This window comes from Candidatus Dojkabacteria bacterium, from assembly GCA_016927995.1.
GTDB lineage: Bacteria > Patescibacteriota > Dojkabacteria > JAFGLO01 > JAFGLO01 > JAFGLO01.
In genome coordinates, this window is sequence record JAFGLO010000008.1 from 12399 (window position 1) to 36821 (window position 24423).

General features: G+C 38.1%; 24 protein-coding genes and 1 tRNA gene. 5 read left to right on the top strand and 20 right to left on the bottom strand.

The window, feature by feature from the left end:
• Position 1: 1 nt before the first annotated feature.
• The 7 genes from JW962_02300 to rpmH form a co-directional block, all read right to left on the bottom strand.
• Positions 2-220: a hypothetical protein gene (locus tag JW962_02300; GenBank protein MBN1374143.1), complete on the bottom strand. Its 219-nt coding sequence runs from the start codon at positions 218-220 to the stop codon at positions 2-4.
• Complete coding sequence (locus JW962_02305; GenBank protein MBN1374144.1) at positions 220-855, bottom strand: PH domain-containing protein; 636 nt, start codon at positions 853-855, stop codon at positions 220-222. Before JW962_02305 ends, JW962_02300 begins: the two co-directional genes overlap by 1 nt.
• A 68-nt stretch (positions 856-923) precedes the next feature.
• Positions 924-2945, bottom strand: a complete 2022-nt coding sequence (locus JW962_02310; protein ID MBN1374145.1) for a SpoIID/LytB domain-containing protein — start codon at positions 2943-2945, stop codon at positions 924-926.
• A gap of 111 nt (positions 2946-3056) precedes the next feature.
• Positions 3057-3530 carry a KH domain-containing protein gene (locus tag JW962_02315; GenBank protein MBN1374146.1) on the bottom strand — a complete coding sequence of 158 codons (474 nt, stop codon included), beginning with the start codon at positions 3528-3530 and terminating at the stop codon, positions 3057-3059.
• An 18-nt stretch (positions 3531-3548) separates the two neighbouring features.
• Positions 3549-4406: a YidC/Oxa1 family membrane protein insertase gene (locus JW962_02320; protein MBN1374147.1), complete on the bottom strand. Its 858-nt coding sequence runs from the start codon at positions 4404-4406 to the stop codon at positions 3549-3551.
• Between the two features lie 12 nt (positions 4407-4418).
• Positions 4419-4742 (bottom strand): ribonuclease P protein component, encoded by a 324-nt coding sequence (gene rnpA / locus JW962_02325; protein MBN1374148.1) that lies wholly within the window; start codon positions 4740-4742, stop codon positions 4419-4421.
• A gap of 14 nt (positions 4743-4756) precedes the next feature.
• The gene (gene rpmH / locus JW962_02330) at positions 4757-4933 is read right to left on the bottom strand and encodes a 50S ribosomal protein L34 (GenBank protein ID MBN1374149.1); all 177 of its coding nucleotides are present in this window, start codon (positions 4931-4933) and stop codon (positions 4757-4759) included.
• Between the two features lie 169 nt (positions 4934-5102).
• Between rpmH and JW962_02335 the strand changes: the two genes are divergently transcribed.
• Complete coding sequence (locus JW962_02335) at positions 5103-5786, top strand: 50S ribosomal protein L25 (GenBank protein MBN1374150.1); 684 nt, start codon at positions 5103-5105, stop codon at positions 5784-5786.
• 69 nt (positions 5787-5855) lie between these two features.
• Here the strand turns inward: JW962_02335 and JW962_02340 are convergent, their stop codons facing one another.
• On the bottom strand, positions 5856-6449 hold the full coding sequence (locus JW962_02340; GenBank protein MBN1374151.1) for a hypothetical protein: 594 nt from the start codon (positions 6447-6449) through the stop codon (positions 5856-5858).
• 96 nt (positions 6450-6545) lie between these two features.
• Positions 6546-8195 (bottom strand): hypothetical protein, encoded by a 1650-nt coding sequence (locus tag JW962_02345; GenBank protein MBN1374152.1) that lies wholly within the window; start codon positions 8193-8195, stop codon positions 6546-6548.
• Positions 8196-8352: 157 nt separating this feature from the next.
• Between JW962_02345 and JW962_02350 the strand changes: the two genes are divergently transcribed.
• Positions 8353-11577, top strand: coding sequence for an ATP-dependent helicase (locus JW962_02350; GenBank protein ID MBN1374153.1), 3225 nt, complete (start codon positions 8353-8355; stop codon positions 11575-11577).
• 608 nt (positions 11578-12185) lie between these two features.
• On the opposite strand, the gene JW962_02355 is transcribed toward JW962_02350, so the two are convergent.
• The 6 genes from JW962_02355 to JW962_02380 all read right to left on the bottom strand — a co-directional run bounded on the left by JW962_02355 (position 12186) and on the right by JW962_02380 (position 19553).
• A complete protein-coding gene (locus JW962_02355; protein MBN1374154.1) occupies positions 12186-13736 on the bottom strand; it encodes a GTP-binding protein in 1551 nt (516 codons plus the stop codon).
• A gap of 155 nt (positions 13737-13891) precedes the next feature.
• Entirely contained in the window at positions 13892-15076 is a 1185-nt protein-coding gene (gene nusA, locus JW962_02360) for a transcription termination/antitermination protein NusA (GenBank protein MBN1374155.1), read from the bottom strand.
• A 158-nt stretch (positions 15077-15234) separates the two neighbouring features.
• Positions 15235-16668, bottom strand: a complete 1434-nt coding sequence (locus JW962_02365) for a hypothetical protein (GenBank protein ID MBN1374156.1) — start codon at positions 16666-16668, stop codon at positions 15235-15237.
• A gap of 130 nt (positions 16669-16798) precedes the next feature.
• A complete protein-coding gene (locus JW962_02370; protein ID MBN1374157.1) occupies positions 16799-17992 on the bottom strand; it encodes a glycosyltransferase in 1194 nt (397 codons plus the stop codon).
• A gap of 4 nt (positions 17993-17996) precedes the next feature.
• Positions 17997-18665 carry a uracil-DNA glycosylase gene (locus tag JW962_02375; protein ID MBN1374158.1) on the bottom strand — a complete coding sequence of 223 codons (669 nt, stop codon included), beginning with the start codon at positions 18663-18665 and terminating at the stop codon, positions 17997-17999.
• A 12-nt stretch (positions 18666-18677) separates the two neighbouring features.
• Positions 18678-19553: a glycosyltransferase family 2 protein gene (locus JW962_02380; GenBank protein ID MBN1374159.1), complete on the bottom strand. Its 876-nt coding sequence runs from the start codon at positions 19551-19553 to the stop codon at positions 18678-18680.
• A gap of 76 nt (positions 19554-19629) precedes the next feature.
• Here JW962_02380 and JW962_02385 point away from each other — a divergent pair, with 76 nt between their 5' ends.
• Positions 19630-20313, top strand: coding sequence for a glucosaminidase domain-containing protein (locus JW962_02385; protein ID MBN1374160.1), 684 nt, complete (start codon positions 19630-19632; stop codon positions 20311-20313).
• On the opposite strand, the gene JW962_02390 is transcribed toward JW962_02385, so the two are convergent.
• Complete coding sequence (locus tag JW962_02390; protein ID MBN1374161.1) at positions 20300-21568, bottom strand: hypothetical protein; 1269 nt, start codon at positions 21566-21568, stop codon at positions 20300-20302. The genes JW962_02385 and JW962_02390 overlap by 14 nt on opposite strands.
• A gap of 114 nt (positions 21569-21682) precedes the next feature.
• Between JW962_02390 and JW962_02395 the strand changes: the two genes are divergently transcribed.
• A complete protein-coding gene (locus tag JW962_02395) occupies positions 21683-22087 on the top strand; it encodes an Hsp20/alpha crystallin family protein (protein MBN1374162.1) in 405 nt (134 codons plus the stop codon).
• A gap of 189 nt (positions 22088-22276) precedes the next feature.
• Positions 22277-22501, top strand: a complete 225-nt coding sequence (locus tag JW962_02400; protein MBN1374163.1) for a DUF167 domain-containing protein — start codon at positions 22277-22279, stop codon at positions 22499-22501.
• A gap of 188 nt (positions 22502-22689) precedes the next feature.
• Here the strand turns inward: JW962_02400 and JW962_02405 are convergent.
• From JW962_02405 to JW962_02420, 4 genes are all read right to left on the bottom strand, one after another.
• A tRNA-Ile gene (locus JW962_02405) sits at positions 22690-22763 on the bottom strand.
• Positions 22764-22787: 24 nt separating this feature from the next.
• The gene (locus JW962_02410) at positions 22788-23294 is read right to left on the bottom strand and encodes a hypothetical protein (GenBank protein MBN1374164.1); all 507 of its coding nucleotides are present in this window, start codon (positions 23292-23294) and stop codon (positions 22788-22790) included.
• Positions 23295-23352: 58 nt separating this feature from the next.
• A complete protein-coding gene (locus JW962_02415) occupies positions 23353-23517 on the bottom strand; it encodes a hypothetical protein (GenBank protein MBN1374165.1) in 165 nt (54 codons plus the stop codon).
• A gap of 111 nt (positions 23518-23628) precedes the next feature.
• Positions 23629-24366 carry a hypothetical protein gene (locus JW962_02420; GenBank protein ID MBN1374166.1) on the bottom strand — a complete coding sequence of 246 codons (738 nt, stop codon included), beginning with the start codon at positions 24364-24366 and terminating at the stop codon, positions 23629-23631.
• Positions 24367-24423 lie beyond the last annotated feature (57 nt).

A 24423-nucleotide genomic window follows, 5' to 3' on the forward strand; every position in this document is an offset into this window, starting at 1 on the left:
GCTAGAACACCACCGCCAGAAGAAAGATCAAAAGTGCAAGAATTACACATATACCCGTCCATAAAAACACCAATGATTTAATTGCTCTCCCGTAAGAAGTTTTGATAATCTTGTGAAGCACGTTAACTCTAAAGTACATAATTATCAAAAGAAAGAAATGGTAAAAATATAAAATTCCTACAAGCGACAAAACTACAATTGTAAAGAGTTTTTCTTCCATTAGATTTGCACCCCCTTTTGCTTTAATTCGATAAGATCATTTAGTATATCTTGGATTCTGCTGGGTTCTGAAACGTTAGTGAATTCAAATTCCGGGGTCTCACCGGCAGTTTGTACATAAATCGTGCCATAATTAAAAATTGATGCCCAAAGCCCTACGTTACTAACCGAAACATCTTCAATGTTTTCTATGGCCGCCTGACTAACCCTGTATGACATAAGCCCATTAAAATCGACATCAATCATTCGCTCGGTTGTTATTATGTTCATATTATAAAACCAAAAAACCATTGTATAAATGAAGTTTGTAATCGAGGCAAGTACCAAAAACACGGATCCGGCAATAACCGCTCCACTAAATTTTACTCCCGTTAAATTGAGAATAACCGGCAGGATAACTGCAATCAAGAAAAGCCCAATCGAACTAATAAATCTAGGAAACAGTGTGATTGGGTGACTTCTAAATACCAGAATAATTTTTTCTTTCGGCTCCTGACCATCAAGTTCAATTCCTTGGGGAAAAGAATATGCTTTCGAAAAAAGCGTACCCGAACGAAAACGATTAAGCTGCCGACCAAGAGTCATTGCTGTTTTATTGATTCGTTTTTCTGTTCTCTGCTGCTGCTTATCGATCATAGTTTAAAGGATTAAGTTTTATCTTACTTGCACTCAGATCCATTATCACATGATAAATTATAACATTCCTATTGAAGTTCTACAATATATACCCTGTAGCCGGCACCTACATTTGCAATTGTTGTACCTCCAACGGTAACTGTCCCGGAGTTGGATAAAAGCAGATAATACTCCGAAGGAGCAACAGTGAGTCCAATTCTTATACTAATATTTGTATTATAATCAGAAACCAATGTACCTCGATAATAGTGAGATAATATTTGATTGTAAGACTGACCGATCATTGAATAATAATACGCGCCATATTGACTTAAACCCACCCTGTGCCCGAACCCTCGTGTCCAGAATAAAAATTCGCCATTTTGGTTTACTACATCCCAAAGTTTTGTCCAAATGGCAAGATTTCCCGAAGCTTGAACGTTGTACCCAATTCTAAAACAGTCTGCGGGCATGTCGTAAGTCCCTGCCGTACCGGTTATTCTAAGGGTTGTTGTATATTTTGTGTTTGACTGAATGGTTGTCCCACCCGTATCATAGAAGTGCTGCATTCCGGTTATTGTTCCGACTTTTGAGGTAATTCCCGAACCCAGGCCGCAATACGATATACCATAGTCAATAATTGGAATTATGTTGCTTGAATTAAGTCCGGAATGGACTACCCCACCGGATGTTGAACATCCTGCACACCAGTATGTGTAGTAATTTAGCGGTGCCCTAAGCGAGCCGTTTTCGTAGTACCAATCAGACTCGGCCTGAACAAATCCACGAAATCCGCCCCAAACCTCCTGAGAGGAAAGCGTGTGTCCACCGCTATTTGAATGATAGTATGGTGCAATTACCGCCCCAGCATAAGTTAATACCTTCCCGTTTACGGCATCGACAGCCGACGTCCAGTAATTTCCGTAATTTTCGATCTCCTTTATGTATCCACGATATGCTTGATCCGATGTATTATCGTAAAGGTCAAAGTTATAATTAGCCCGTTTACCAAGATTAGCTATTGCGTATGACTTTCCAATAATTGCCTGCGATTTCAAGGCCTCCATTCCACCATTTGTTCCCCACCACGCAGACATTTCCGATAGTCCCCGGATATATTGTTCTAAGGGCAGCTCATTTATTAGATAGACGTTAGTATCACCACGAGCCTCCAACGTACCACGATACTTTCCATATGAAAACCCTGCATCACTTGCGATTTCAAGTGGGCTTACCGATGAAACCCTGACTGGTCCCTGTACATAAGAATCATATATTGATGTTCCGCTCGCATTGGTTATTGTTACCTTAAAATATGCATTACCGGACGTTACAGGCTTTGGAAAACTCCCGCCTGACGAGCTACCCGGGTTTACACTTGCATACTTTGCTGCAATTATCCGCTGTGCGGCAATATCAAGCGATGCTATCTCGCTATCAATGTCTTTTAAATCCGCAAGCAACTGGACTTGAGCCTGCTTTTGTGCGTTAAGAAAATTTTGGTACTGTATCTTTTGTGTTGCCAACTCTTCCGAAAGCGATAAATATTCAACTTCCTTCTGCAAAAGTGTTTCCTTATCGGCATCCAGTTGGATTTTTGCACTTAACACCCAGCTCAACTGGTCTTCTATTTCTGTGATCTTCCTATATAAACCGGCTTCAATGTTTTCAAAGTATGCAATTGTTTCAAAATCGGAAAAATCTGTAGAAAAATAGATTAGACTTTCTTCATCTTCTGCAACTAGTTTATAAAGCTCGGAAATCAGAGTCTTGTATTCCGTGTATTGGGTTTCAAATTCGTGTGACAGATCACCAATCTGGAGTTCAAGTGCTGCAATACTATCTTCAAGCGTAATCTTATCCATAGCCAGTTGGGCAAGTTCTGTTTCTATTGTGTTAATTCGATCGGCAACGTAATAAATTGCGTTGCTGGCCGACGTAATCTGATAGTTTACCGTTTTTAGATCACCCTGTTTTCCGGCTTTCTCGTCGAGCTTTTCGTCCTTTTGGTTGTTAATATCGTCAAGTTCATCGGCAAATACGGTATTCGTAAATGCGGCCATGGAAAAAAACACAAGGGCACTTAAAAGAATTTTGGACAGCATCTTCATACATTCAGTATACTACAGGGGGCAAGTAGGCTGCAACTAAGGATCTGTAAGTCGAATTAGTCAGTAAACCTTATGAAAACTCACCCGACAAAATCTTAGTCTAAATGCAGATCATTTTTTACCGGATTTGACAACAATTCGCTTAATATAGTCATCTTCGGAACCAATGCTTTCGGTAATAACACCTTTAATTGTTTCAATTTCCAGATGAATAACTCTTCTGTCAAAAGGATTCATGGGTCCAAGATCAACAGGTAGTCCGGTATCATTAACTTGGATAACAGCCTGCTGTGCAATTGTCTTAAGCTTTTCGACATGCTCGGTCTTGTAATTATTGATATCTAAAAACAGTTTCGCGTCCCCTATATTGTCTTTTTGCACAATGGTTAGTACAAATTGTAAGGAATTAAGGATCTGACCTTTGTACCCAATTAGCCGCCCACCCTCCTCACTTGTTATGTTTACGTTTACACAGGCTTGATCGCCCTTACCCTCTGTTGAAATATCAATTGTTGCTTCAACCTCAAGAAGATCCAAAAGCTTCTTTACTGCTGTTTCTACATTTTTTGTGGAAATTTTGGACATGATACGCACTTTAAAAATTTAATTCTTTTTTTTAGGGCTCTTTTGAGGCAATTTGTCCTGTCTTCTTTTGGAAAGCTCGGCATTTACGATAAGTTGTTGCGCAATTGAAACAGCCGACTGTACTATCCAGTAAACAGATAAGCCCAATGGCATTGTCCATGCTACATTCCCAAAGATAACCGCCATAAATCCCGAGTTAATTAAGAGAAATGTTGGCGAATTCATTTGAGCCATTGGATCAGGCTCAGCATCTTTCTTTTTCTTTTGATTCCTTTTCTCTTCATCAGTTCGCTTACTTGATGAAATCGTGCTAACATAGCTACTTGCAAACTGTATCAAAACCACGAGAACAATTCCCAAAATATAGGGCAGCGATTCCATTGCCCAGAATCCGAAATCTTTGGTTACGTTACTTGCAGTCTTCGCAAAGTCAATCCCGAATTCCGAAAGCTTAACTGTAACATCACCGGAAAGTTTAAATAAACTCATTATAAATGGATACAATACCATTCCTTCACCGTTAGAAATTTTTCTAATTACGGAATAAAGTGTAATTACAATCGGCAGTTGAATAATTAAAGAAGTTAAGCACCCCATTGGGTTGTATTTAATCTCTTTATATAAAGCAACTGTTTCTTGCTGTAACTTTACAGGGTTGTCCTTGTATTTTTCCCTTAATTTTTCAATTCTCGGCTGTGCCTCTTTTAAGCGATGAGCCGACTCCAGCTGCTTTTTATATAAAGGATAAACCAACACTTTTATAAGAACAGTTATCAAGACAATTCCGAAAATAAAACTCTGCCCAGTAAGAAAATAAAAAATTGCAAAAATATTTGTTACGGGCTGAATCAAGATTAGGTTAAAAAAATCTGCCATTTTAAGCCCTTTTTAATTTATTATTCTTGTTAATGTATCCCAAACCTCTTTATAGTGTGGACTTTTGTGACCTTTAAAAACATATACCAAACCTACGCTCTTGTCTTTTGACTTGCGTAATATATCAGTAAATGCGGCTCTAAACAACCGTTTAATCCTGTTTCGAACCACTGCAAGCTTTGATACTTTCTTTGAAACGATTACGGAAAGAACGCTTTTTTTAAGATCTGTGTTTAGAATAAACCCGTATCCATACTCGGTCCTAAAATATTTACCTTTCGACTTTATCAACGAGAATTGCTTGGGAGACGATACCGTGTCAAAAAATTTACCCATAAGAAAAAAAGAAACTAAAACTTTTTGCCAAGTCCTGTCATTTCTTTTGTAACGGAAAGACTTTCCCGACCTTTTAATTTTCTTCGCTTTATAACTTTTCGTCCATCTTTGGTTGCCATTCTGGCCCTAAATCCAAACTTTTTGTTTCTGGTTCTTTTGTTGGGTTGATAGGTACGTTTTGTCTTTGCCATGACAATTTTTTAAAATTTAATTTTCAGTATTATTTCAAGAATAATGGATAACTCTTTACGGAGTAAATGTAACTAGTGTATAATACACCGTTACTTTCACAGTGTCAATGAAGTCTGCTTCCCTACTGAAATTACAAAGAAGCTAAAACCTAATTTAATCTACAAGTTAATGGAAGATATTCACGTAGACAAAAGGACCGTTACCGGAAAAGCATGCAGAACCTTAAGAAATGACGGTATTACCCCTGCTGTAATCTATGGTTATGGAAAAAATCGCGAATCCAAGAATATTCAGCTAACCCAAGAAACGTTACACGAAGTCATGGGTAGACTAAGCTCAGCAAGACCGGTTCAGCTCGAACTTGATGAGACACTAATCTTGGCAATCATTAAGGATGTTGTCATGCATCCGGTAACCAACGATATACTTCACGTAGACTTTATGGCAGTTAATGAAAATACCCCTGTTACAGTTTCCGTTCCGGTTGTACTTACCGGGATTTCACCTGCCGTTAAAAATAACATTGGAGTTCTTGTACATGAGCTTGATCAGGTCGAGGTCACCTGTCTCCCAGATTACATTCCGGACCAAATAGATGTTGATATTACTACACTCAAAGTAATCGGTGACAACGTATTGGTCGAAGATTTAAAGCTCCCCGAGAATTTAAGTCTTTCCGAAAAGGAATTAAAACGAACGGTTGTGACTATAGCCAAGGCTCAAAAGGTTATTGAAGAAACAACAGAAACCACCCCGGGTGAAGAATCCGAGGAGGAGAGCGATTCTACCGGAAAAGAAAGTGAAAACCTTTCGGATGGTGAATCCGCTAACGATGAGCAACCCAAGGAGTAAACCGGATATCGTTCTAACACTAAATCCTTTTATGATACCCTGTTTGGGGTGGGATTTTAGTATCAAAAGTCAACTAAAGAAAGTTTTAAGAGCAGATATATCATTGTTCGTTTCATCTGATAATTCGATAGCCCCTACTTCTATCCAGGTTGGATATTGCACCTCTTGGGCATGTCTTACAGGCTGGATACGAAACCCAAAGCTTAACACGGGACTGCCATCTACTTCTTTAAGCACCGCATATTTATCTCTTCCGGCAACGACCAAGTTGACGGTTTCGGGGTTTTTAGTCTGCGAAACAAAAGGGAGTCCCCAATCAGTAAACGAGGAAACATCTAAATACTTCCCATCTTTAAAAATTTGCGGATTTGTCAATTCTATATAATCTTTATCGCCGTTACATAAAACTTCAACCCTCGCCCGTAGTTCCTGTAGTTGTCCCCATGGTTCTGCGCACGTATACATTCTTGCAAAACGACTTCCCGAAACAATCCTGGTATCTTCGTTCGCAGCCGGTTGTTGAATATATATTTTGTCTTTCCCAAATTGAGGAGAAACCATTTGTCTAACCATTAAAGGCCCGGATTCGAGTGAAAGCCTATGAATTAAATCCCGGGCATTTGATGCTTCCAAAAGTATGGAAGCAAAAGCACCAAAATCCATGAACCTGTTTCGAGGTTCACTTAAAATGTCCACGCTATAAATCTTTTCTTTCTTATTTAGTCAAAAAGACAATGTTTTAACCAATTAGAAACAAGGTTATTCAAAACTTTTTTCAAAAGTATTGTTTAACTCATTTGTTTCAATTACCGTATCTCTATAATCAACCGAGGCCTCAATATGCATAACCTGATCCCCTCCATTATCCCCTATTACGCCACGAGTTATACTACCCGTACGCATACAAGTACCGGGTTCCGGAACGGAAAATGGGTAATGATGGTTGGTTTCAAATAATACACCCGTTTCCTTATTTTTTATACTCAATGTCAAGAACCCGTCACTGGAACTTGTTCCTACATTACAAAAATCAATATAGTAATAATAAGCGTTCCTACTCACTCCCGAAACAATTAGATCAACACCTTGCTCCTCGGTAGCCTCTGGAACATAAATAAAGTTATTACCGGCACCATGTCCACCCAAAACATCACCTGACGAGAGATAAATCTCATTGGGCCAAGTATATGAAAGGTATCCTGAGTAGAAAGGAATTATAGATATAGAATCATCCGTAAAAACACTCGGGAATACTTCGTATAATGTTTTCCTGCTTCTTAACCGAGAGAAAGATTCCCAACAAACAAAATATAGCTGACCTGTTTTTGAAATAGTCTTTCCCTCTAAGTATTCGGACTGAGCAAACCAACTTCCGGGATATTCTTCGTAAAAAACATAGCCTTGAGTTACGTCGTCAACCTGTGGCATTTTAACGTAAACACCAAAATCGGTGTCATCCTGTTCATATCGATATGTTGCTATCTCACCATTTGCATGCATTACTGTAAGCTCATAGTAGTCAACCTGTGCAGGCATTGTAAACCTATCGGTCATCATCCAATCCATATCAAAATAAAATCCGGACCTTTTAGTATCTATATATGTCATTGGAGCAAATGGAAGTCTAGTCATATCGGTAAGTTCTGCAGAATAACCATCTTTTCTAACAAATTTAAACTTCACTGCGGTTGTACCCTGACCCACAATAAAATTTATATGTTCATCCATTGCAACAATTAATGGTACTTTATTAGCCGTTTCTGCTGACGGAGCAGTTACTCTATCCTGGGTTGATTCATCCAACGTAATCACTTCTGAATCTAAATTTACAGTCCAAGTCCAATATTCTGGCGCCCTTCCATTTGGATAAATTATCAATGCTTCAATATTGGCACTATATCCAGAAGGAAGTTCAACAGAAAGCATGTTTGATTGTTCGGTCTGGTAAATCTTTATATCTTTTATTCTTTGATACTTAACCCTATCGACAACTTCTGAATCAATGTATGCCAGTTGCGTTCCGGAAGGACCAACAACGTTTACGGTTGAAATAGATGCAGCTTTTATATCAGATTCTGCGGATATATTGCTAACAATTGTAGTTTCCGGCGTACTTACGGGTTCTTGAGTGTTAGAAGCCGTTTCTGCCTGTGATATCGAGCTATCCAACGCTTCGACAATCTGATCTGTTGTAGCACTTGAGTTAACTTCAAGAATTGTCTGAGTTCCAAGTTTGTATGTAGTTACCGTCTCACTATAGTTGCTAACGGTCCAGTCGACAACCGAAGACGTGTTATCTTCAAGATTTGTTTGAGTATTAGTTTTATGTGGATCCAGAAGCAAATATCCAACGAACGCAATATCCGCCAACAGGAAAACGGTGAGAATGATTCTTGTAAAAACTTTCATGTAGTTTTGAAGAACTTATTTAAGGTATCCTGTTTCGTATTATACACCAAAAGGTCGGATTAGTATCACTCGTCTTTTGTACAAGTCAACCTGGATAATCGATAATACTATTTGGACAATCTTGCGATACATAGACTCAGGCTATATACTACACACAATGGAAAAGACACTGAAAATAAACAAAAATCAACAGGCGGCAATTGCACATATAGATGGTCCGGCACTTGTGATCGCAGGTGCGGGAACGGGAAAAACATTTGTTATAACTCAAAGAATCGTAAGTCTAATAAAAACAAAGAAAGCCCTACCCTCCGAAATACTTGCCTTAACCTTCACAAATAAGGCTGCCTCCGAAATGGCAGAGCGTGTTGACCAAGCGTTGCCGCTAGGGACATTTACCGAGTGGATTATGACTTTTCACACATTCTGTGAAAAAATTCTAAAACAAAATGCAGTGCATTTTGACTTGGAGCCAAGTTTTAGATTAATAAATAAGCGTGAAGCTATACACCTTTTTAAGGAATATATCCGTGCTTTTTCACTAGATAGATACCGTCCCAGTGGTAATAAATATAAATATGTAAGTGATATCTTGTCTTTCTTTAGTAGAGTTCAAGATGAAGCATATAGCGCCCAGGAATTCTTTAATTACGTGACCAAATCATTACTTTCCTTCCTTAAAAAACATGGACTTTCTGAGTCACAGTTTAAAAATCTTTTAGATAAAAATCAGGTAAAAACAACGATTGACTCTTTCGTATACACTGTAAGCAACCCAAAAAAAATTCCATCCTGGAAAAATCTTGCTAACATCTATCCAAAAGTCGAAGAGATTCCCGAAGATGTATCTGCAGAATTTAATACATTGGCCGGAAATTTTGAACTGGCAAGAGTTTTTGTGGAATTTGAGTCTGTAAAAAATGAGCTTAATCTTCTTGATTTCGGAGATATGGTTCAAAAAACAATCGAATTATTCAAGAAAAGACCTGCAATTCTTAAGAAATATCAACAGCTCTTTAAATATATATTGGTTGACGAGTTCCAAGATACAAACTATGCACAGTACGCACTTTTGAAACTTTTAGCCCATCCTAATAATAACTTAATGGTTGTCGGCGACGACGATCAATCAATCTACAAATTTAGAGGTGCATCAATTTCAAATATACTAACATTCCAAAAAGATTTTCCTAAAACTGAGGTGTATGTACTTGTTGACAACTATCGTTCAACACAACCTATCTTAAATCTTGCATATCAAAGTATTCAAAATAATAACCCCGATAGGCTTGAAATAAAGACCAAAATCTCAAAACTGCTAAAGGCACAGGGGAATGAGCTAGATACAGAAATAAACGTCACCGTGTCAGAAACCGGTTACGACGAGGCTGAATGGATTGCCCGTGAAATTTCCAAACTTACAGGAATAAAACTTTCCAAGCTCTATTCTGACAGCAAACCAAATTCTGTTGAGATTGTAATCTCTGAACCTAAGAAAGAGACAGAGCCCGGGCAACTTACACTTATTCAGGAAAATGAAGCAAGTAAAAATATCGCACTCTCAGATATTTCAATTCTTGCCCGAAGCCTAAATCACGTAAATCAGATTACCGAGGTTTTCTCAAAAGCAGGAATTCCTTATAACCTTGCACAGGGCAAAAATCTGCTAACGGAAGACGAAGTACTTTTTATTCTTTCGTTTCTGCGTGTTTTGACTGATTATACAGACGATCTTTCAATGCTGTATCTACTTAGACATAAATATAACCAACTAAATCCTCGTGACTTTATGTTGATTAACCAAAAGGCAAAATATTCCAAAGAGACGGTTCTTTTATGGATTGAACGTAATTTGGGACTATCGCTTGATAACCCTGAAGCCAAGCCCGTACTATCCCCCGAGATTATAAATCTTCATATAAAAGATGATTCCATTGAAAAGATTACCAAAATATTTAATCTAATTGCAGAATCTCTTAAATTGGTTCGAGATCAAAAGGATTTAACCTTCATTGTTTACAACACTCTTTCAAAACTAGATGTACTTATAAACCTCACAAAGGAAGATAATATTTCAGCAAAGATTGAAATTAATAATATTGAACGAATTTTAAACATAATCAAGACTTTTTCGTTAAAATTTGGAACTACTAATCCCGATGACTTTGTAAGATATATCGATTCCATAAAGTTTTCCGGTGAACCGCCCGAGGACGAGGAGGAATTTAGTTCGGTAGATGCAGTAAATATTTTAACGGTCCATAAGGCGAAGGGTCTCGAATTTGACACTGTTTTTCTTGTTGGACTGGCGGGAAGGAGATTTCCATCGGATGATAGAAAAGATCCGATTGATTTACCAAGCCATATTATTCATGAAATATTACCCGAGGGAGATTTTCATATTCAGGAGGAACGACGGCTATTTTACGTTGCACTAACACGAGCAAAACGTCGACTATTCTTAAGTTTTGCCCAAAAATATAACGACGGGAAACAGATTAAAAAGCCAAGTGTCTTTTTGGCTGAACTTGGAATAAATGCAAGCGCCACACCAAAGCCGGATCTTAACCGAGACAAACTTTCCGAAATTATGATTGATTCCAGTCTTACCCCGGACAATAAAGCCATTCCGTTTTGGGAACCAAAGGTTTCAACATTAAGCTACTCCCAACTTAATTCATACGAAAGTTGTCCATATCAATACAAACTTCGGTATATTCTAAAGCTCCCATCAAAACAAAGTGCAACCTTTTTTTACGGTTCGATAATTCACGAGCTTTTAAAGCATATGTTCCTTTATTTAAAACAAAATAATAAACAACTTCCAATCGAAAATGCACTTGCGTTTATCGATAACAGTTGGGATCCTTCGCCCTTTGATACAAAAGAAGAATCCGAAGCACAAAAGCAAACAGCAAAGAAAACCGTTCAAAACTTTTACGCAAAGCACTATGAATCTAAAGGCTCACTTGTGGTAATTGAAGATACGTTTAAAGTTCTTCTAAAGGATATTGTGCTTACAGGGAGAATCGACAGAGTTGATAAAACAAATGATAATAAATTCAGGATTATCGACTACAAAACAGGAAACTTAAAGGATATTGCCGACGTAAAAAATGATATGCAACTCAAAATATATGCCTATGCATTTACCCAGAAATTTATGTCAAAAGTTGACGAGATAAGTCTTTTCTTTGTTGATCATGGAAAAGATCAGCTTATAAAGCTTCCGGAAGGTTACTACGATAAACTTGAAAACGAGTTATGGGAAAAAATCGGCCCCGCCGTCGAAAAGATTAATTCCAAACAATTTACGGCTAACCCTTCGCCTCTTTGTAGGTTCTGCGAATACAGAAATGTGTGCGAATTTGCAATGACCTAAAGATTTCTAAAGAAATATCCCCTAAAGTGGCATTAAATAGTCTCACATATCCCTACCCGGGACCAACTACCCCTCTACTATCACGTCAGGTTACGTCGTTCAAACAGATATTAGTAACAGCTGCATACGCAAGCCATCCAAAACTTAGGGCCGCTAGGAGTTCACCACTTTACCACGTGGCCTCTTTGTGGATAAATGTGGATAAGTCCAGGCAAATATGTTACTAAATGCAGGGGCAAAACGATTGCAAGACAACCACTTTGACACCAGTCCCGCCTATGTGTCGTGACGTTTATTTTTCACTGTTACGCAATGTGGACTAGTCTTATCGGTTTTCCAAAAATGTGGATGAAGAAAATTCTTGCCAAACTCTATACAGATACATCCACTTCAAAATACACAAAAATATTAACAAAACAAAAGCTTTATTTGATAACGGGTTTAAGGGAAAACGCTCGATTAGATAAAGAGTTGAAGTAGATCTTTTTTTCCACAAGAAATATCTACTCGATTTTCGTTATTACGTTGGAACTTTTAAAAAAATAGTCCACCAATACACACTCTCTACTAATACTTCTGCTAATTAAAAAAACTAGAAGAACTTAGGATTAATTAATTTTCTTAATCCTAAAGGTTACAACTTCATCACCCTCTAAAACCTCAAGGGTATCTTTAAAAATGATTCCACATTCGAATCCTTTATTTACAACATCAACTTTCTCTTTTAGAATTCTAAGAGATTGAATAGTTGACTCACCAATAACTTCACCTTTTCGTAAGATTTCTACACGAGCTCCCTTAGTAATTTTACCTTCGGTAACAATCGAACCGGCAACTTTATCGCCTTCCGTCAAGATAAAGACTTGCTTAACATTTGCTTTACCCAAGATATCTTTTTGTTCGGTAGGTTTGGTAAGTAAGGTGATACGCTCTTTAATATCATCGATCATTCTGTAGATAATGGCATAGGTTTTAATACTCACATCAACCTCCTTTGCTTTTTTCTCTGCAAGCTTTTCCACGGGAACATTGAATCCTACAATGAGTGAGTTTTTACTTGCCCTAGCGTTTTCAACGTCAGCAATTGTAATGGGTCCGACTTCAGATCTGTGTAATTTAAATTCGACGTCCGGAGTTGTCTTTTGAAGATTATCTAACTCTTTACGAACGGCGTCGAGAACTGCCGGAGTATCGGCCTTTAAAATAAGGTTGAGAGGAATTCTGGTTTCTTCGGTAAAAAGCTCCTCTAAGGATTCTGCTACAACCTCTTCTGTTGGTTGATTGCAAGTTAATTCACATTCCTGGTAGCTAGTATTTTTAAAAAATTCTTTTGCTGCAACAATTCCTTTCTCTGTTTCGGCACAATACAATAGTTTTCCTGCAGAATGAATATTTGAAAGACTAATTATTCTAACGCCATTTCCTTCTGAAACTTCATTAACAAGCTTTTCGCTTTGATCAAATAAAACACCTGCACGTTCTGTACCTTGAGGCGAAGATATAAAGAAGCGTTTCTTGAATGAGCCTTTAATAATAATTGCATCAAGACACTTACCCATTGATTTATCGACCCAAGCGTCCAATATTACGGCAAGTCCATACTCCGACTGAGTGGTTGTAAGCTCCTTAAGTTCCGCAATAAGAATAATCATCTCTAAAAGATCGGTTAGACCCTGCCCTGTCTTGGCGCTTACTTCGACAATGGGGGTTTTGCCACCCCAACCTTCAACAAGAATGCCTTCCTCACTTAATTGCTGTTTTACTTTATCTGCGTTTGCACCTTCTAAATCAATTTTGGTTATTACAACGATGGTTTCGGTCTGTGCAGCTTTAAGTATTTCGATTGCTTCTTTGGTTTGGGGTTGTACACCCGCATCTGCGGCAACTATTAAAAGAATAACATCGGCAGTTTTTCCACCAATTTCACGCATTATTGAGAATGCCTGGTGACCCGGGGTGTCTATAAATGTGATTTGCTTGTTATTGTAATTAAGGGTTGACCATGAAATGTGTTGAGTGATTCCGCCTGCTTCGCTGTCCCAAATTGCCGTCTTTCTAAGGGCATCGAGTAAAGTGGTTTTTCCGTGGTCCACATGACCTAATACACCGACAATAGGGGCTCTCCATGCTGTTTGTGTTTGTTGTGTTTTCTTTTGCATTGTAATTGTAGGTTAACTTTGTAGTCGCGGAAACGTTACTGCTTCAGTATTCCCTGTCGACCAATGTGTTCGGCGGAAGCCCTTTGCTTATTATAATTTGTGCTAAAGCGATTTCCTTCTCACATATCGGTTCTCCAGAATACTATCCTGCTTCACTACTTTACTGGTTCACTCTTCGACTTATCTTCCTCTTTGGTTTTCTTTTCCTCTTCTGCCTTTGCTGTCTCTTCTGCCATTATTTTTTCACGCATTTCTATTGCAGCTTTATTCAATTCTTCGACATCGCTTTCACTTGTGAGTTTTTTCTTAAGGCTCTTTGCCGTTACGGTTATTTTATAACCTGTTAATTTTGCTGCAAGTCTCACGTTCTGACCCTCTCGACCTATTGCCAATGAGACTTGATCATCGTCCACATTAACAATGGCTTCATTTTTGTTATTAATTTTTACATCGATCACTTTGGCGGGGCTAAGTGCATTTGCAATGAATCGTTCAGGATTTTCGGCCCACTCAATAACATCGACCTTTTCCGTCCCGAGTTCATTCATAATATTTGAGATTCTTACTCCCTTTTGACCAATACATGATCCAATAGGGTCAATTCCTTCTTGATCGGAGGTTACCGCAACTTTACTTCTAAATCCGACTTCACGGGCTGTACTTTTTATTTCAACAGAACCCGACGCTATTTCTGGAATTTCTATTTCAAATAGTCCGGCCAGAAATTCGTTTGTTGCACGAGATACAATTACTTCTTTTCGGTTATTTACTTCCTCGACACCTTTGATCATTACTCTGTAACGCTCGCCGATTTTATAAAATTCGTTTCCTATTTGTTCTTCAGGAGGCATTATTGCAATTGCTCGATCAACTTCCACTATTGCGGTTTCGCCTCGCATTCGTTGAATCTTGGCTGATACAACATTCCCGATTTTTGTTTGTATGTCATCAAAGATTGACTCGCGCTCTGCGGTTCTGATACTGCCGATAAGAACGTTTTTAGCAGCTCTTGCGGCAATTCTTCCGAAGTCACTTACGGGAACTTCAACCTTTATTTTGTCGCCAATTTTGACCTTTTGACCGGTTAGGGTATCTGCTTCTTTTTTGGAAACTTGGGTTTGATTGTTTTCAACTGATTTAACAACGGTTTTAGTTAAAAATGCCTTAAGAATACCTTCCCTTTGGTCGATATCAATATCAATTTCGACATCTGATCCATATTCTTTTTCGTAAGCTGACTTGATTGCATCGGTTATAGATTGATAAACTGTATCTGCATCTATTCCACGGTCTGCACTTATTTGGTTTATTGCGGTCATTAGCTCTGACTGAACAGCCATTTCACGGACAAATTAAATTAACTTAGGATTATTTCTTTAAAATAGCGTTGGTATTATACAGTAAGCCGGTGAAATAGTGAAGTAGTTAATGAGTTAGCGTAAGCAGTGAGTAAGAAGGATTTGTTGTGACTTATAGATTTATTAACTTGTTAAAGGTTTTATTGAGCATTCTTCATAGTAACTGGAAGAAATACCTTACTCCCGCCAGTTACAGTCCTCTGGACCAAAACGCTGGCTCCGAAAGCCTCTTCTTCAGGTTTTGTAAGTCTTTGATATAAAACATCAAAGCGTCCAATCGGAGGATTTGTTCCATCAGTTCGCTGAAAAAGTTCAATATTATTTCCTGCGCTCAAACACGGTATTCCTTTAACGTCTGAACAATCGGGAAGCTCAATATCTAAGATTGGAGTTAGTGTTGATTGAACTAATGGTTGTTGAGTAGGGGTAAATTCGTATAATCTATATGTGAGTCTTTTTTCTCCGTTAACATCTATTCTAATAAGGGATGCAAAGAAGTTTCCTTTAAGCTCCGAACCATTAGGAAGGGAGATGGTTAAGTTTTCAATATAAGTAAGCCCGTGAAGGTGGTTTGTATCTATTGGTTCTTGTATATCTACTGGAGTTACAAGGACTCCACCTTGGTCAACAAATGCAAAACTAGCTCCGATTGTTGAATCTCTGTTTACGTATCGTCCAAAAATTACTGAACCATTACCTATCGAAACAGATGATGGATCTGTAACTTTATTTGAAGTTGTTGCTATGTCAACAGAATCGCCGGTAGTTTCAGTTCTGATACTAGGAGCATTACCTAGGCTATTATTTAAGGTAGAATCTGTTTCCAAACTCTCAAACTCATCAGCCCAAACTGAACAACCTCCAACGATTTTACCTGTTGATTTATCAAATAAAGTAGCTGAATAGAATTTTCTACCACTTGTATATAATTCTTGGACAGAAATGCTATATCCCTCCAACGAGTCGGGTATTGTGCCGGCAAGAAATTCATCAAGATACTTGACCTCCGTTGGAGTCTGTAATGCAAATCTTACCATATTTGGGGTTGATTGCCCACTTTGGGTAGTTGCCATAACTACAACAGGATTTTCAACATTGGACTGTGCACCTACAGCACGTGCAACTCTATTATCTCCCGGAGCTAAAGGGTTCTGATCACCTGTGGGATCCTCGTCTACAAGGTATGCATGTGAATACAGACCTTCTCCAGTAGTGATAGCTACACTACCTCCATGCGTGTAAGTCATAACCTTTGGATTTGTTCCCAATGTAAGGGTTACGGCTGTCCCATTTGCCCTAAGTCCTTGATGGATTAATGTAGTTGTGTTGTCTGGTAGAGTTGACAAAGTAATTGAACCTTGTGTTGCAAATGGACTGATTAAGGTGTCTACCGCTCTTGGTATAACGACAGCTTCAGTTGGAGCCGTTTCTTGCATCTCTTTATTGTCTGGTTTTTCAACTGTGGTTACTTCGAGGGGGGGGGGAATTACTGGTAAGTTGGGAACCAAAGCTGTTCCTATGGTTGTTGCTCCGATATTTGTTAAAAAGGTTCGTCTTGAAATTCGATTACCCATAGCTTTAAGTTGAATTAAGTTAAAACAGTATTATGTTAATTGATTACGAAAACAGCGAGAACAAAGTAACAAGAATCTTTTATCAAATTTACATTTTAGGAAGAAATTTATCAAGGGGATTGTAAGGTTGTTATTGGGTAAGGGATTTAATACACCTTTTGAATTCGGCAACCGTATAAAGATTTCCACGGGCTACGGAAGACTCCTTAATGGAGCTTAGCTGAGATGGATTCATCTTCTCAAATTTTTTAATCGCAGCTTCTAAATCTTCTACCGCTGGCTCTTCTATTAGTATTCCTGTTTTTCCATTGATTACCGTTTCTTTTGTGCCACCTTTGTTTAATCCGATTACCGGTGTACCTGCCATCATTGATTCTACAGGGACTATTCCAAAATCTTCGTGATTTATATGTATTGTGGCTTTGGCCTTTTTATATAATTCCCATTTTTCTGATTCATCTACTCGACCGGTGAATATGATGTTACTAAGCCCTCTTGCTTTCTCCTTTAATGATTCTTCCATATCTCCTGTGCCCGCTATTACAAGGTTTAGGTTGGGAAGCTTCTTGAATGTATCAATTATTACGTCGACCTTTTTGTAATCTACAAGTCGACCGAGGTATAGGTAGTAGCCATCCGGAGGTAAATGTTGTAGGTTAGATGTTATACGTTGATCAATAGTTTCTGCCGGAGGCGGGGTATCAATGGGTGGATTTATAACAATACTGTCTCTGCGATATGCCTTTTTTATACGAGCTCTTATGTCTTCTGAATTTGCAACTAAAATATCGGGCCGTTGTGCTGAGGAGTAATCCCAGATTCTAAGTAGGTTATTTATAAACTTAACCGGAAGCCTAAAAATTTTTGGAATTCTGCCTTGTCTACTTGGTTCCATGCCCCATAAAAACCTTGGAGGGCAATGAATATATGAAATATGACGTGACGTTGGTTTTCCAATTACCCCTTTTGCAAATATGCTTGTGCTACTAATAATAACATCGTAGTCTTGGAGATTTAGGGACTCGAACGCAAATGGAAGCAGAAGTTCGTATGCAGGATAAAACCATTTTAAAAAAGGAAGTTTTTGAACCCAGGTAGTTTTAACATTTTTGGGCAACCAACCTTTAAACCCGGGTAGAATAAGTCCTGTATAAACATCAGCAGCAGGGAAAACCTCTGTAAGTGCCTTAACAACCTTTTCACCTCCCCCATCCCATATAAAGTAATCGTGAACGATAGCTACGGAATAATCAGTAGTCAGTGATGTACGAGCAGGCTTTTCCTTGGCTGCTTCACTATTTGACTGTTTCACCATTTCACTCATTTTTCTAAAAAAGACTTTGCGGTTTAACTGGAGTGGGTTTTTTCTTCTCCTGAGCCGTTTCTTTTGTCTTAATAATATCCGATACGGTGTCATCAATTTTTACCGGTTCCAAATTTCCATCTAGGAAACTTTTAAGCTTTTGAAAATCGGCCATTAATACCGGCCTATTACTGCCGTTGTATAGTGCAAACGCAGGATGGTACGATATAAAATATACCCTCCCTCGGTATTCGTAACAGTTTCCGTGATCGTTACCTACCTGCCTTCCCGGAATGAATCGGTTAAGTGCGTGTCTTCCAAGTGGAATAAATACCCTGGGGGCTATAATTTCTATTTGTTTATCAAGCCATGGAGCGCATGTAGATACCTCGTCGGGTAGTGGCTCTCTGTTGTTTGGTGGTCTACATTTTACAATGTTTGTAATAAAGACCTTGTTTCTACTTAAGCCTATTGATTCCAGAAGTTCATTTAGAAATTTGCCTGCCGATCCTACAAAGGGTAACCCCTCTTTGTCCTCGGTAGCTCCGGGACCTTCACCTATAAACATAATTTCGGCGTTAAGTGAACCTGCCCCGGGAACAACCTGGGTAGCATTTTCTCTAAGCCTACAGGCACTACAATCCGCAATTTTATTTCTTAGTGGGAGGTAAGCCTGTTTCTTGTCCAAATGCATTGTTAACCGAAGTTATTCCTTTATTATATCAGCTTTTTCAAGTCCCGGTGCAATTTTATAAAGATCCTTTAGCAATGGGAGGTTAGTTCTAATTGTTGTAAGGATTGCACGTCCAAGTCCAATCGGGATAATAATTGCCTTTGTAACCTGTGAAAAAGGAAGTTTCTTGGTAAGTTCATAAACCTTTCCTATTCGGTCCTCCTCAATGTTTATAATTTGCATATAAAAGCCTTTAATTCTTGATTCTTTATATATTTTTATAAACATGTCTGCATAACGAAAAAGAGCTTTAAAGAAGCCCCATTTTTTAAATTGATACGAGGATTTTAGATCTCTACAATAAATTGTTTTTACCTTTAGTTTATTTTTAACATAATGGGTATTCATTATTACCTCTAGAAGGTAGCCCTTTTGTGGATCGATAATTATCTTTTCAAACTCTTCTTTATAAAAAGCCCGCTCGCCCCCTAATAACCTTGGAATATTAGTCCACCCTATTATGCTTTTTCTATCACTGATTCTATCGAGGATTGTCATGTCGTATCCGTCTTGGATAATAGGATTGATTAGCTGATCAAGGTTTTTTAGTAGGATATCTTCCAGGTCAGCGTCCAAAAGAACAATTATCTGGCCGCTAGCCTTTTTAATTCCATTGATTATGGCTGCTGTTTTTCCTTTGTTCCGGTTGTGTCTGAATATGGAAAGTTGAGGATGAGTCTTTTTGTAAGCGGAAAGAATTTTTTGTGTGTTATCGGATGAGCCATCATTTACGACCACAACTTCAGAAAATTTACGATAAGATAATGCAAGAGATAATACTTTTTCAATGCGAGGACCTTCATTATATGCCGGGATAACGCAGCTGATTGTAGGAGTTGGTTTTTTCACGTTTGATTTTATGTTATAAATTCCGAGTATCATACCACTTTCTTTTAATTTCTGATATTTGATGCTATTCTAGGGTATGAGAAAGCTTTGGGAATTTGCAAAAAAATATGGTTGGATTTTGGGAACCGTTTTATGGGTTTTTATTCTTTCCTTTGTGCTTTTTCCTAGCATTATTAATGAATTTATTCCCTTTGTATTAACAAATGATCCGGTACTTGGGAGTTCTGCAAGTGGATACACTTTGGAGCCGCTTATGCAGGATATGAATTTACCTTTTGATAATCAAATGTCTGATATTGGTTGGAGCTTTGGTGGATACGTTCTATCTGCCGGTGAGCAGAGCGTTGATCCCCGTGTTAGGGCAATTGAGATGCTTTTAACTCAGTATGGATCTCCGGTTGCGGAATACGCAGAAGTTTTCGTGCAAGAGGCTGATAAAAACGGTAATGATTGGAGACTGGCGGTTTCGATCATGGGTGTCGAATCGGGTTTTGGAAAAGTGATTCCTGTAAATTCTTATAATGGTTGGGGTTGGAAAGGTGGTCCTAACGGTGCGTATAGTATATTTTCATCGTGGAACGAATCAATTTCACATATTACTGAAAGACTTGCTACAGGTTATGGAAAGAAGATTACCCCACTAATGATGGAAGCCATTTACTGTCCACCTTGCGGTGCTACGGGAATGCATTACTGGGCTAATGGGGTTCAGAATTATATGGATATCCTTGAATATTACAGGAAAGCTATCGTTCGATAAACTTGGGTCTACTAAGTGCCAATATCATACAGAATAAAAATATTCCGGTCGGTATTGTTAGAAAATAGTGATCAAACAAACCAATAACTATCACAAAAAGTAATGTAAATAAAGTCTTTGGATTTTGTTTTAGAAGCTGCAACCGAGTGGAAATAAACCCCGCTATCAATACCCCCCAGCCTATACAGAATACGCCATATTCTACAATTATCGAAAGCAATATGTTGTGAATTGGCTGAATAAAATATGTACCGGTTTTTTGAATTATTGGGTCAATAGAAGACAGATCAAGAAATCCCGTAATACCCGTGCCAAGAAGTGATTTGGGAAGGTTCGAAGTAAAATGTAAAAGGGCTTGGTCGACTTGTTCTATCCTAATTCGCACAAAATCGGCACTTGTGTATACCCCCACCCCTATTACTGCCGTGGCTGTGAGTGTAAGAAGAAGTAACAATACACCGTGATATCTATTGGAAGTAAGCTTTAGTATCCAGTAAAGTACAAGTAAGAAAATTCCTGCTTTTGATAAGGTTAGGCAAATAATTATACTGCAGATAATTCTTATAACCGAAGAAAATGTTTTGGAATATGTTGTTTTGTCACTAATGATTAACGTGAATAAAGATAATCCGGCAAGTACGTTAGGATGGGATAAAAATCCATAACCTCTAACGATAAATATGTCCTTAATAGACAGGGCGGCTATATCTATCGCAGTTTTATCGATAATAGACTCTCCTATTATGTTTAGTCCAAGCGAATGACGGAAAACAACCTGATAGAGCGCTACAATTAAGTTTAAACAAAGCATAGGAAATAATCCGAATTTAACGGCAATTCCGATTTCTTTTTTTGAATATGTGTTTGATATTGAAAAAGCTGTAATCAAATATAGGATATATTTTAATGTATAACTTAGTGCCGGGTATGAAAAATGTACCGCCAGGGGTATACAAAGCGCAACAAGGATAAGGGCTATGGGCGTTGAAAGCCTTTTCTTGAATGCGATGTATATTGTTATAAGAAGGCAAAGAATGTCGATTATGTGGATTGTGGGAATTTTGTAATAAATTAACCTTCCATTTATATATGAATCAGGTGAGATAAAGTGGTAAGCAATATTGAATCCAAGTGAGAATAGAAGGCTTGAAAGAATTGCAATATTAAGATTCTTGGTTTTTATATATGAAATAACGGCAGGTAAAACAACAAGAATACAGATTAATGATAATTTTAATAGGAAGTGTATATTCATGACCTATTTTAGCTTTTATCAACCTACTTGACAAAGGTGAGTAAGGGTTATTATAATTGGTTAGCACTCGGACGTAATGAGTGCCAAGATGTATTTAATTTAATTTCTAAAGTTATGAATAGAATCTCGGTTTGGAACCCTTGGAGCATGATATCTCCCTGGGAGTGGGACGATGAGGATTTCCCACAAAATCTTCCTCCTATGAATATTGTCGATAAGGGTGATACTCTTGAAGTAAAGATTCAGATTCCCGGTTTCGATAAGGAGAATGTAAAAATTACCGTTGAAAACACAAAACTCGTAGTTTCCGGTGAGGTTAAAAAAGAAACAAAGGAAGAAAATAAGCAGGAAAAGTTCTTTAGGCACGAAATCCAAAACAGATCGTTTAGTAGATCTTGTTCACTTCCTACGGAGGTGGATTCCGAAAAGGCCAAGGCTACGTTCAAAAATGGTGAACTCATTGTTGAACTTCCCAAGGTCGCCAAAGTTAAACCTAGAGAAATAAATATTATTGAGTAGCTCGCGATTTCACCTTACGCGGGCTTTGTTCGCCAGGACGTGAACAAAGTTGTGCCAAAGCTCAACTAAAAAGTTAATTAATTCTTACTCCCCACTGTCCCCCGACGGCCGTCGGGGGACATACCTCAGTAGCATTGTTTATTGTATAACCGTGTAGATATGCAACCCTAACTTTGTTATTATTAACTTATGAAGCTTAGTATAAAAGTTGTTCCAAAATCCTCTTGCAATAAGGTTATTCCACAACCCGATGGATCCTTAAAGGTAAAGGTAACGGCGCCACCCGATAAAGGCGAGGCAAATAAGGCTGTTTTGGACCTTTTGGCAAAGTACTTTAATATTGCAAAGTCGCAGATTGCTATTTCAAGGGGTGAAACTTCAAGGAAAAAGGAAGTAGTAATATTAAGGAATTAGGTCCTTGAGTTCAAAGGCAATTGTGGGCTGTTTACAAAGAATATGCGCCCATTTGCCTGCCCGCCTACGGAGGGGACTTGAACCCGAGCCGCATGATACCGATAAGGCGAGATATTATAAAGCAGGATGATTATTAAGGAATTAGGTCCTTGAGTTCAAAGGCAATTGTGGTCTGTTTACAAAGGATATGCGCCCACTTGGACTTGAACCAAGGACCCCCGCTTTATAAGAACGGTGCTCTAACCACCTGAGCTATGGGCGCACAATTAACGGTTAGCACATAATTTTACTTGTTTTGCGAACATTTCTCAAGAGCCGTTAAAAATGATTTATAGGAGGTTTCAGAAAACCTTACAATAAAGTAGACGTCAACAGAAGCTCGTTTTGAGGCGGTTGGGACCAAGATTCCGGTTGTCTCGAATATTGGAGCACAAAAATGAGTTTTATCACTAGTTATTATTGTTGTCGTTTGGGAGTAAAGCATATGGGCTGCTCCAAGTAATAAATCACCTAAACCAACACTGTTTTTATCGGACTTATGAAAGTGTATGTACATTTGAGTTAGTGTAATCACGTTTTTTAGTTTCTTTTTTAGAATATCGGGATGTAAGATTGTTTTAATAAAAGGGACTTCCTTTATAAAATCTTCCTTTGTTTTAAGTATCATTGGCAAGAAGGTATCGCGAACATATTCAATATGAACAAACTCGTCTATTAAGAAGTGTGTTGAGTTGGCTTTAATTAGTGGAGTCAGTTCGGTAAGAAAATCAGGATCTTGTTGAAGGTGAGTCAAAAAGTTTGTATCAACAAAAACATTACCAAAGCAACCGTCAGGTATATCATGAAATAGTTTAATCTATTCTATACTTCTTGCGGAGAGCCTTCCCTTCTTTTATTATTTTTACTAGTCGTTTGAGTGTGTCATTGGTAAATTTTTCGGTGGAAGGTCTAACATAAGGAAGTCGCTCTATTTTGAAAATCTTTGTTACTTTAGCAGTATTTATCCTCTTCTTCATGATTCATAATACCACAAGAATTTTCCATTCGCTGGTACCTAGAATGACGTCATGTCATTCTAGGTACCAAGGTTGCTGTAGAAACGTGTACCTTAAGCAGGTATTCTCAAGCTAGTCCTCGTAATTAACGATATAGTTAATTTTCTGGTTTTCCACTACAGCATCGATTTCATATTCTTCGCCCATATAGGTCATAACGAGCTCGACATTAATCTTTGAAGGAAATTCGTATACAACTTTATTTAGAAGCTCTGTTTTCTTGTCTATATAAAAGGTGACGACAAGATCTCCGCTAAAGTCAAATTTTGTAGTTATGTCATTTTTGGAGATAGCCTCAACGCCAGATACAAATCCATTAATAAAGTCATCTTCATAATCTTTAAAAAGATCCTTGAATTTGTCTGATCCTTCAACAATTGTATATGAATATACCCATTCGTCGGTTGTTGATTTCTCGGACTTTAACTCTTTTGTACCGAAAGGAAAGGATTTTCCTTTAAGTTCTTCTGCAATAGCAACAAGTACAGGCTCGTCCCATTCTGTAGTATCTCCTTCGAGCTCGTATTCTTTGTTTTCGACGTCAACAGTCATTGTATATGAGTCGCCAAGGTCAACTGAAGATGTTTCTCCGGCTATGGTTGTTTTCGTGGTTCCTTTGGTTTCGACCTTAACGGAAAAGTCGTCGACATCACCGGTAAACTCGAGCTTACTGAACTCGGTGACGGCTTTTTTAAATGTATTATAAGGCTTGTGCATGGCCAAATAATAATATGCTCCACCACCAAGTAGAGCTAAACCGCCGAGCAAAAGGAATGCTACAACGATTAATCCTAAAACCTTTTTATTCATTTAGGTTTTATTAAATTAGTTTCTAGAATTATAAACTATATGAGCGTTTTTATCAAT

Coding starts and splice junctions, on each gene's coding strand:
- JW962_02300 (MBN1374143.1), bottom strand. CDS start 220: ATGGAAGAAAAACTCTTTACAATTGTAGTTTTGTCGCTTGTAGGAATT.
- JW962_02305 (MBN1374144.1), bottom strand. CDS start 855: ATGATCGATAAGCAGCAGCAGAGAACAGAAAAACGAATCAATAAAACA.
- JW962_02310 (MBN1374145.1), bottom strand. CDS start 2,945: ATGAAGATGCTGTCCAAAATTCTTTTAAGTGCCCTTGTGTTTTTTTCC.
- JW962_02315 (MBN1374146.1), bottom strand. CDS start 3,530: ATGTCCAAAATTTCCACAAAAAATGTAGAAACAGCAGTAAAGAAGCTT.
- JW962_02320 (MBN1374147.1), bottom strand. CDS start 4,406: ATGGCAGATTTTTTTAACCTAATCTTGATTCAGCCCGTAACAAATATT.
- rnpA (MBN1374148.1), bottom strand. CDS start 4,742: ATGGGTAAATTTTTTGACACGGTATCGTCTCCCAAGCAATTCTCGTTG.
- rpmH (MBN1374149.1), bottom strand. CDS start 4,933: ATGGCAAAGACAAAACGTACCTATCAACCCAACAAAAGAACCAGAAAC.
- JW962_02335 (MBN1374150.1), top strand. CDS start 5,103: ATGGAAGATATTCACGTAGACAAAAGGACCGTTACCGGAAAAGCATGC.
- JW962_02340 (MBN1374151.1), bottom strand. CDS start 6,449: ATGGATTTTGGTGCTTTTGCTTCCATACTTTTGGAAGCATCAAATGCC.
- JW962_02345 (MBN1374152.1), bottom strand. CDS start 8,195: ATGAAAGTTTTTACAAGAATCATTCTCACCGTTTTCCTGTTGGCGGAT.
- JW962_02350 (MBN1374153.1), top strand. CDS start 8,353: ATGGAAAAGACACTGAAAATAAACAAAAATCAACAGGCGGCAATTGCA.
- JW962_02355 (MBN1374154.1), bottom strand. CDS start 13,736: ATGCAAAAGAAAACACAACAAACACAAACAGCATGGAGAGCCCCTATT.
- nusA (MBN1374155.1), bottom strand. CDS start 15,076: ATGGCTGTTCAGTCAGAGCTAATGACCGCAATAAACCAAATAAGTGCA.
- JW962_02365 (MBN1374156.1), bottom strand. CDS start 16,668: ATGGGTAATCGAATTTCAAGACGAACCTTTTTAACAAATATCGGAGCA.
- JW962_02370 (MBN1374157.1), bottom strand. CDS start 17,992: ATGAGTGAAATGGTGAAACAGTCAAATAGTGAAGCAGCCAAGGAAAAG.
- JW962_02375 (MBN1374158.1), bottom strand. CDS start 18,665: ATGCATTTGGACAAGAAACAGGCTTACCTCCCACTAAGAAATAAAATT.
- JW962_02385 (MBN1374160.1), top strand. CDS start 19,630: ATGAGAAAGCTTTGGGAATTTGCAAAAAAATATGGTTGGATTTTGGGA.
- JW962_02390 (MBN1374161.1), bottom strand. CDS start 21,568: ATGAATATACACTTCCTATTAAAATTATCATTAATCTGTATTCTTGTT.
- JW962_02395 (MBN1374162.1), top strand. CDS start 21,683: ATGAATAGAATCTCGGTTTGGAACCCTTGGAGCATGATATCTCCCTGG.
- JW962_02400 (MBN1374163.1), top strand. CDS start 22,277: ATGAAGCTTAGTATAAAAGTTGTTCCAAAATCCTCTTGCAATAAGGTT.
- JW962_02415 (MBN1374165.1), bottom strand. CDS start 23,517: ATGAAGAAGAGGATAAATACTGCTAAAGTAACAAAGATTTTCAAAATA.
- JW962_02420 (MBN1374166.1), bottom strand. CDS start 24,366: ATGAATAAAAAGGTTTTAGGATTAATCGTTGTAGCATTCCTTTTGCTC.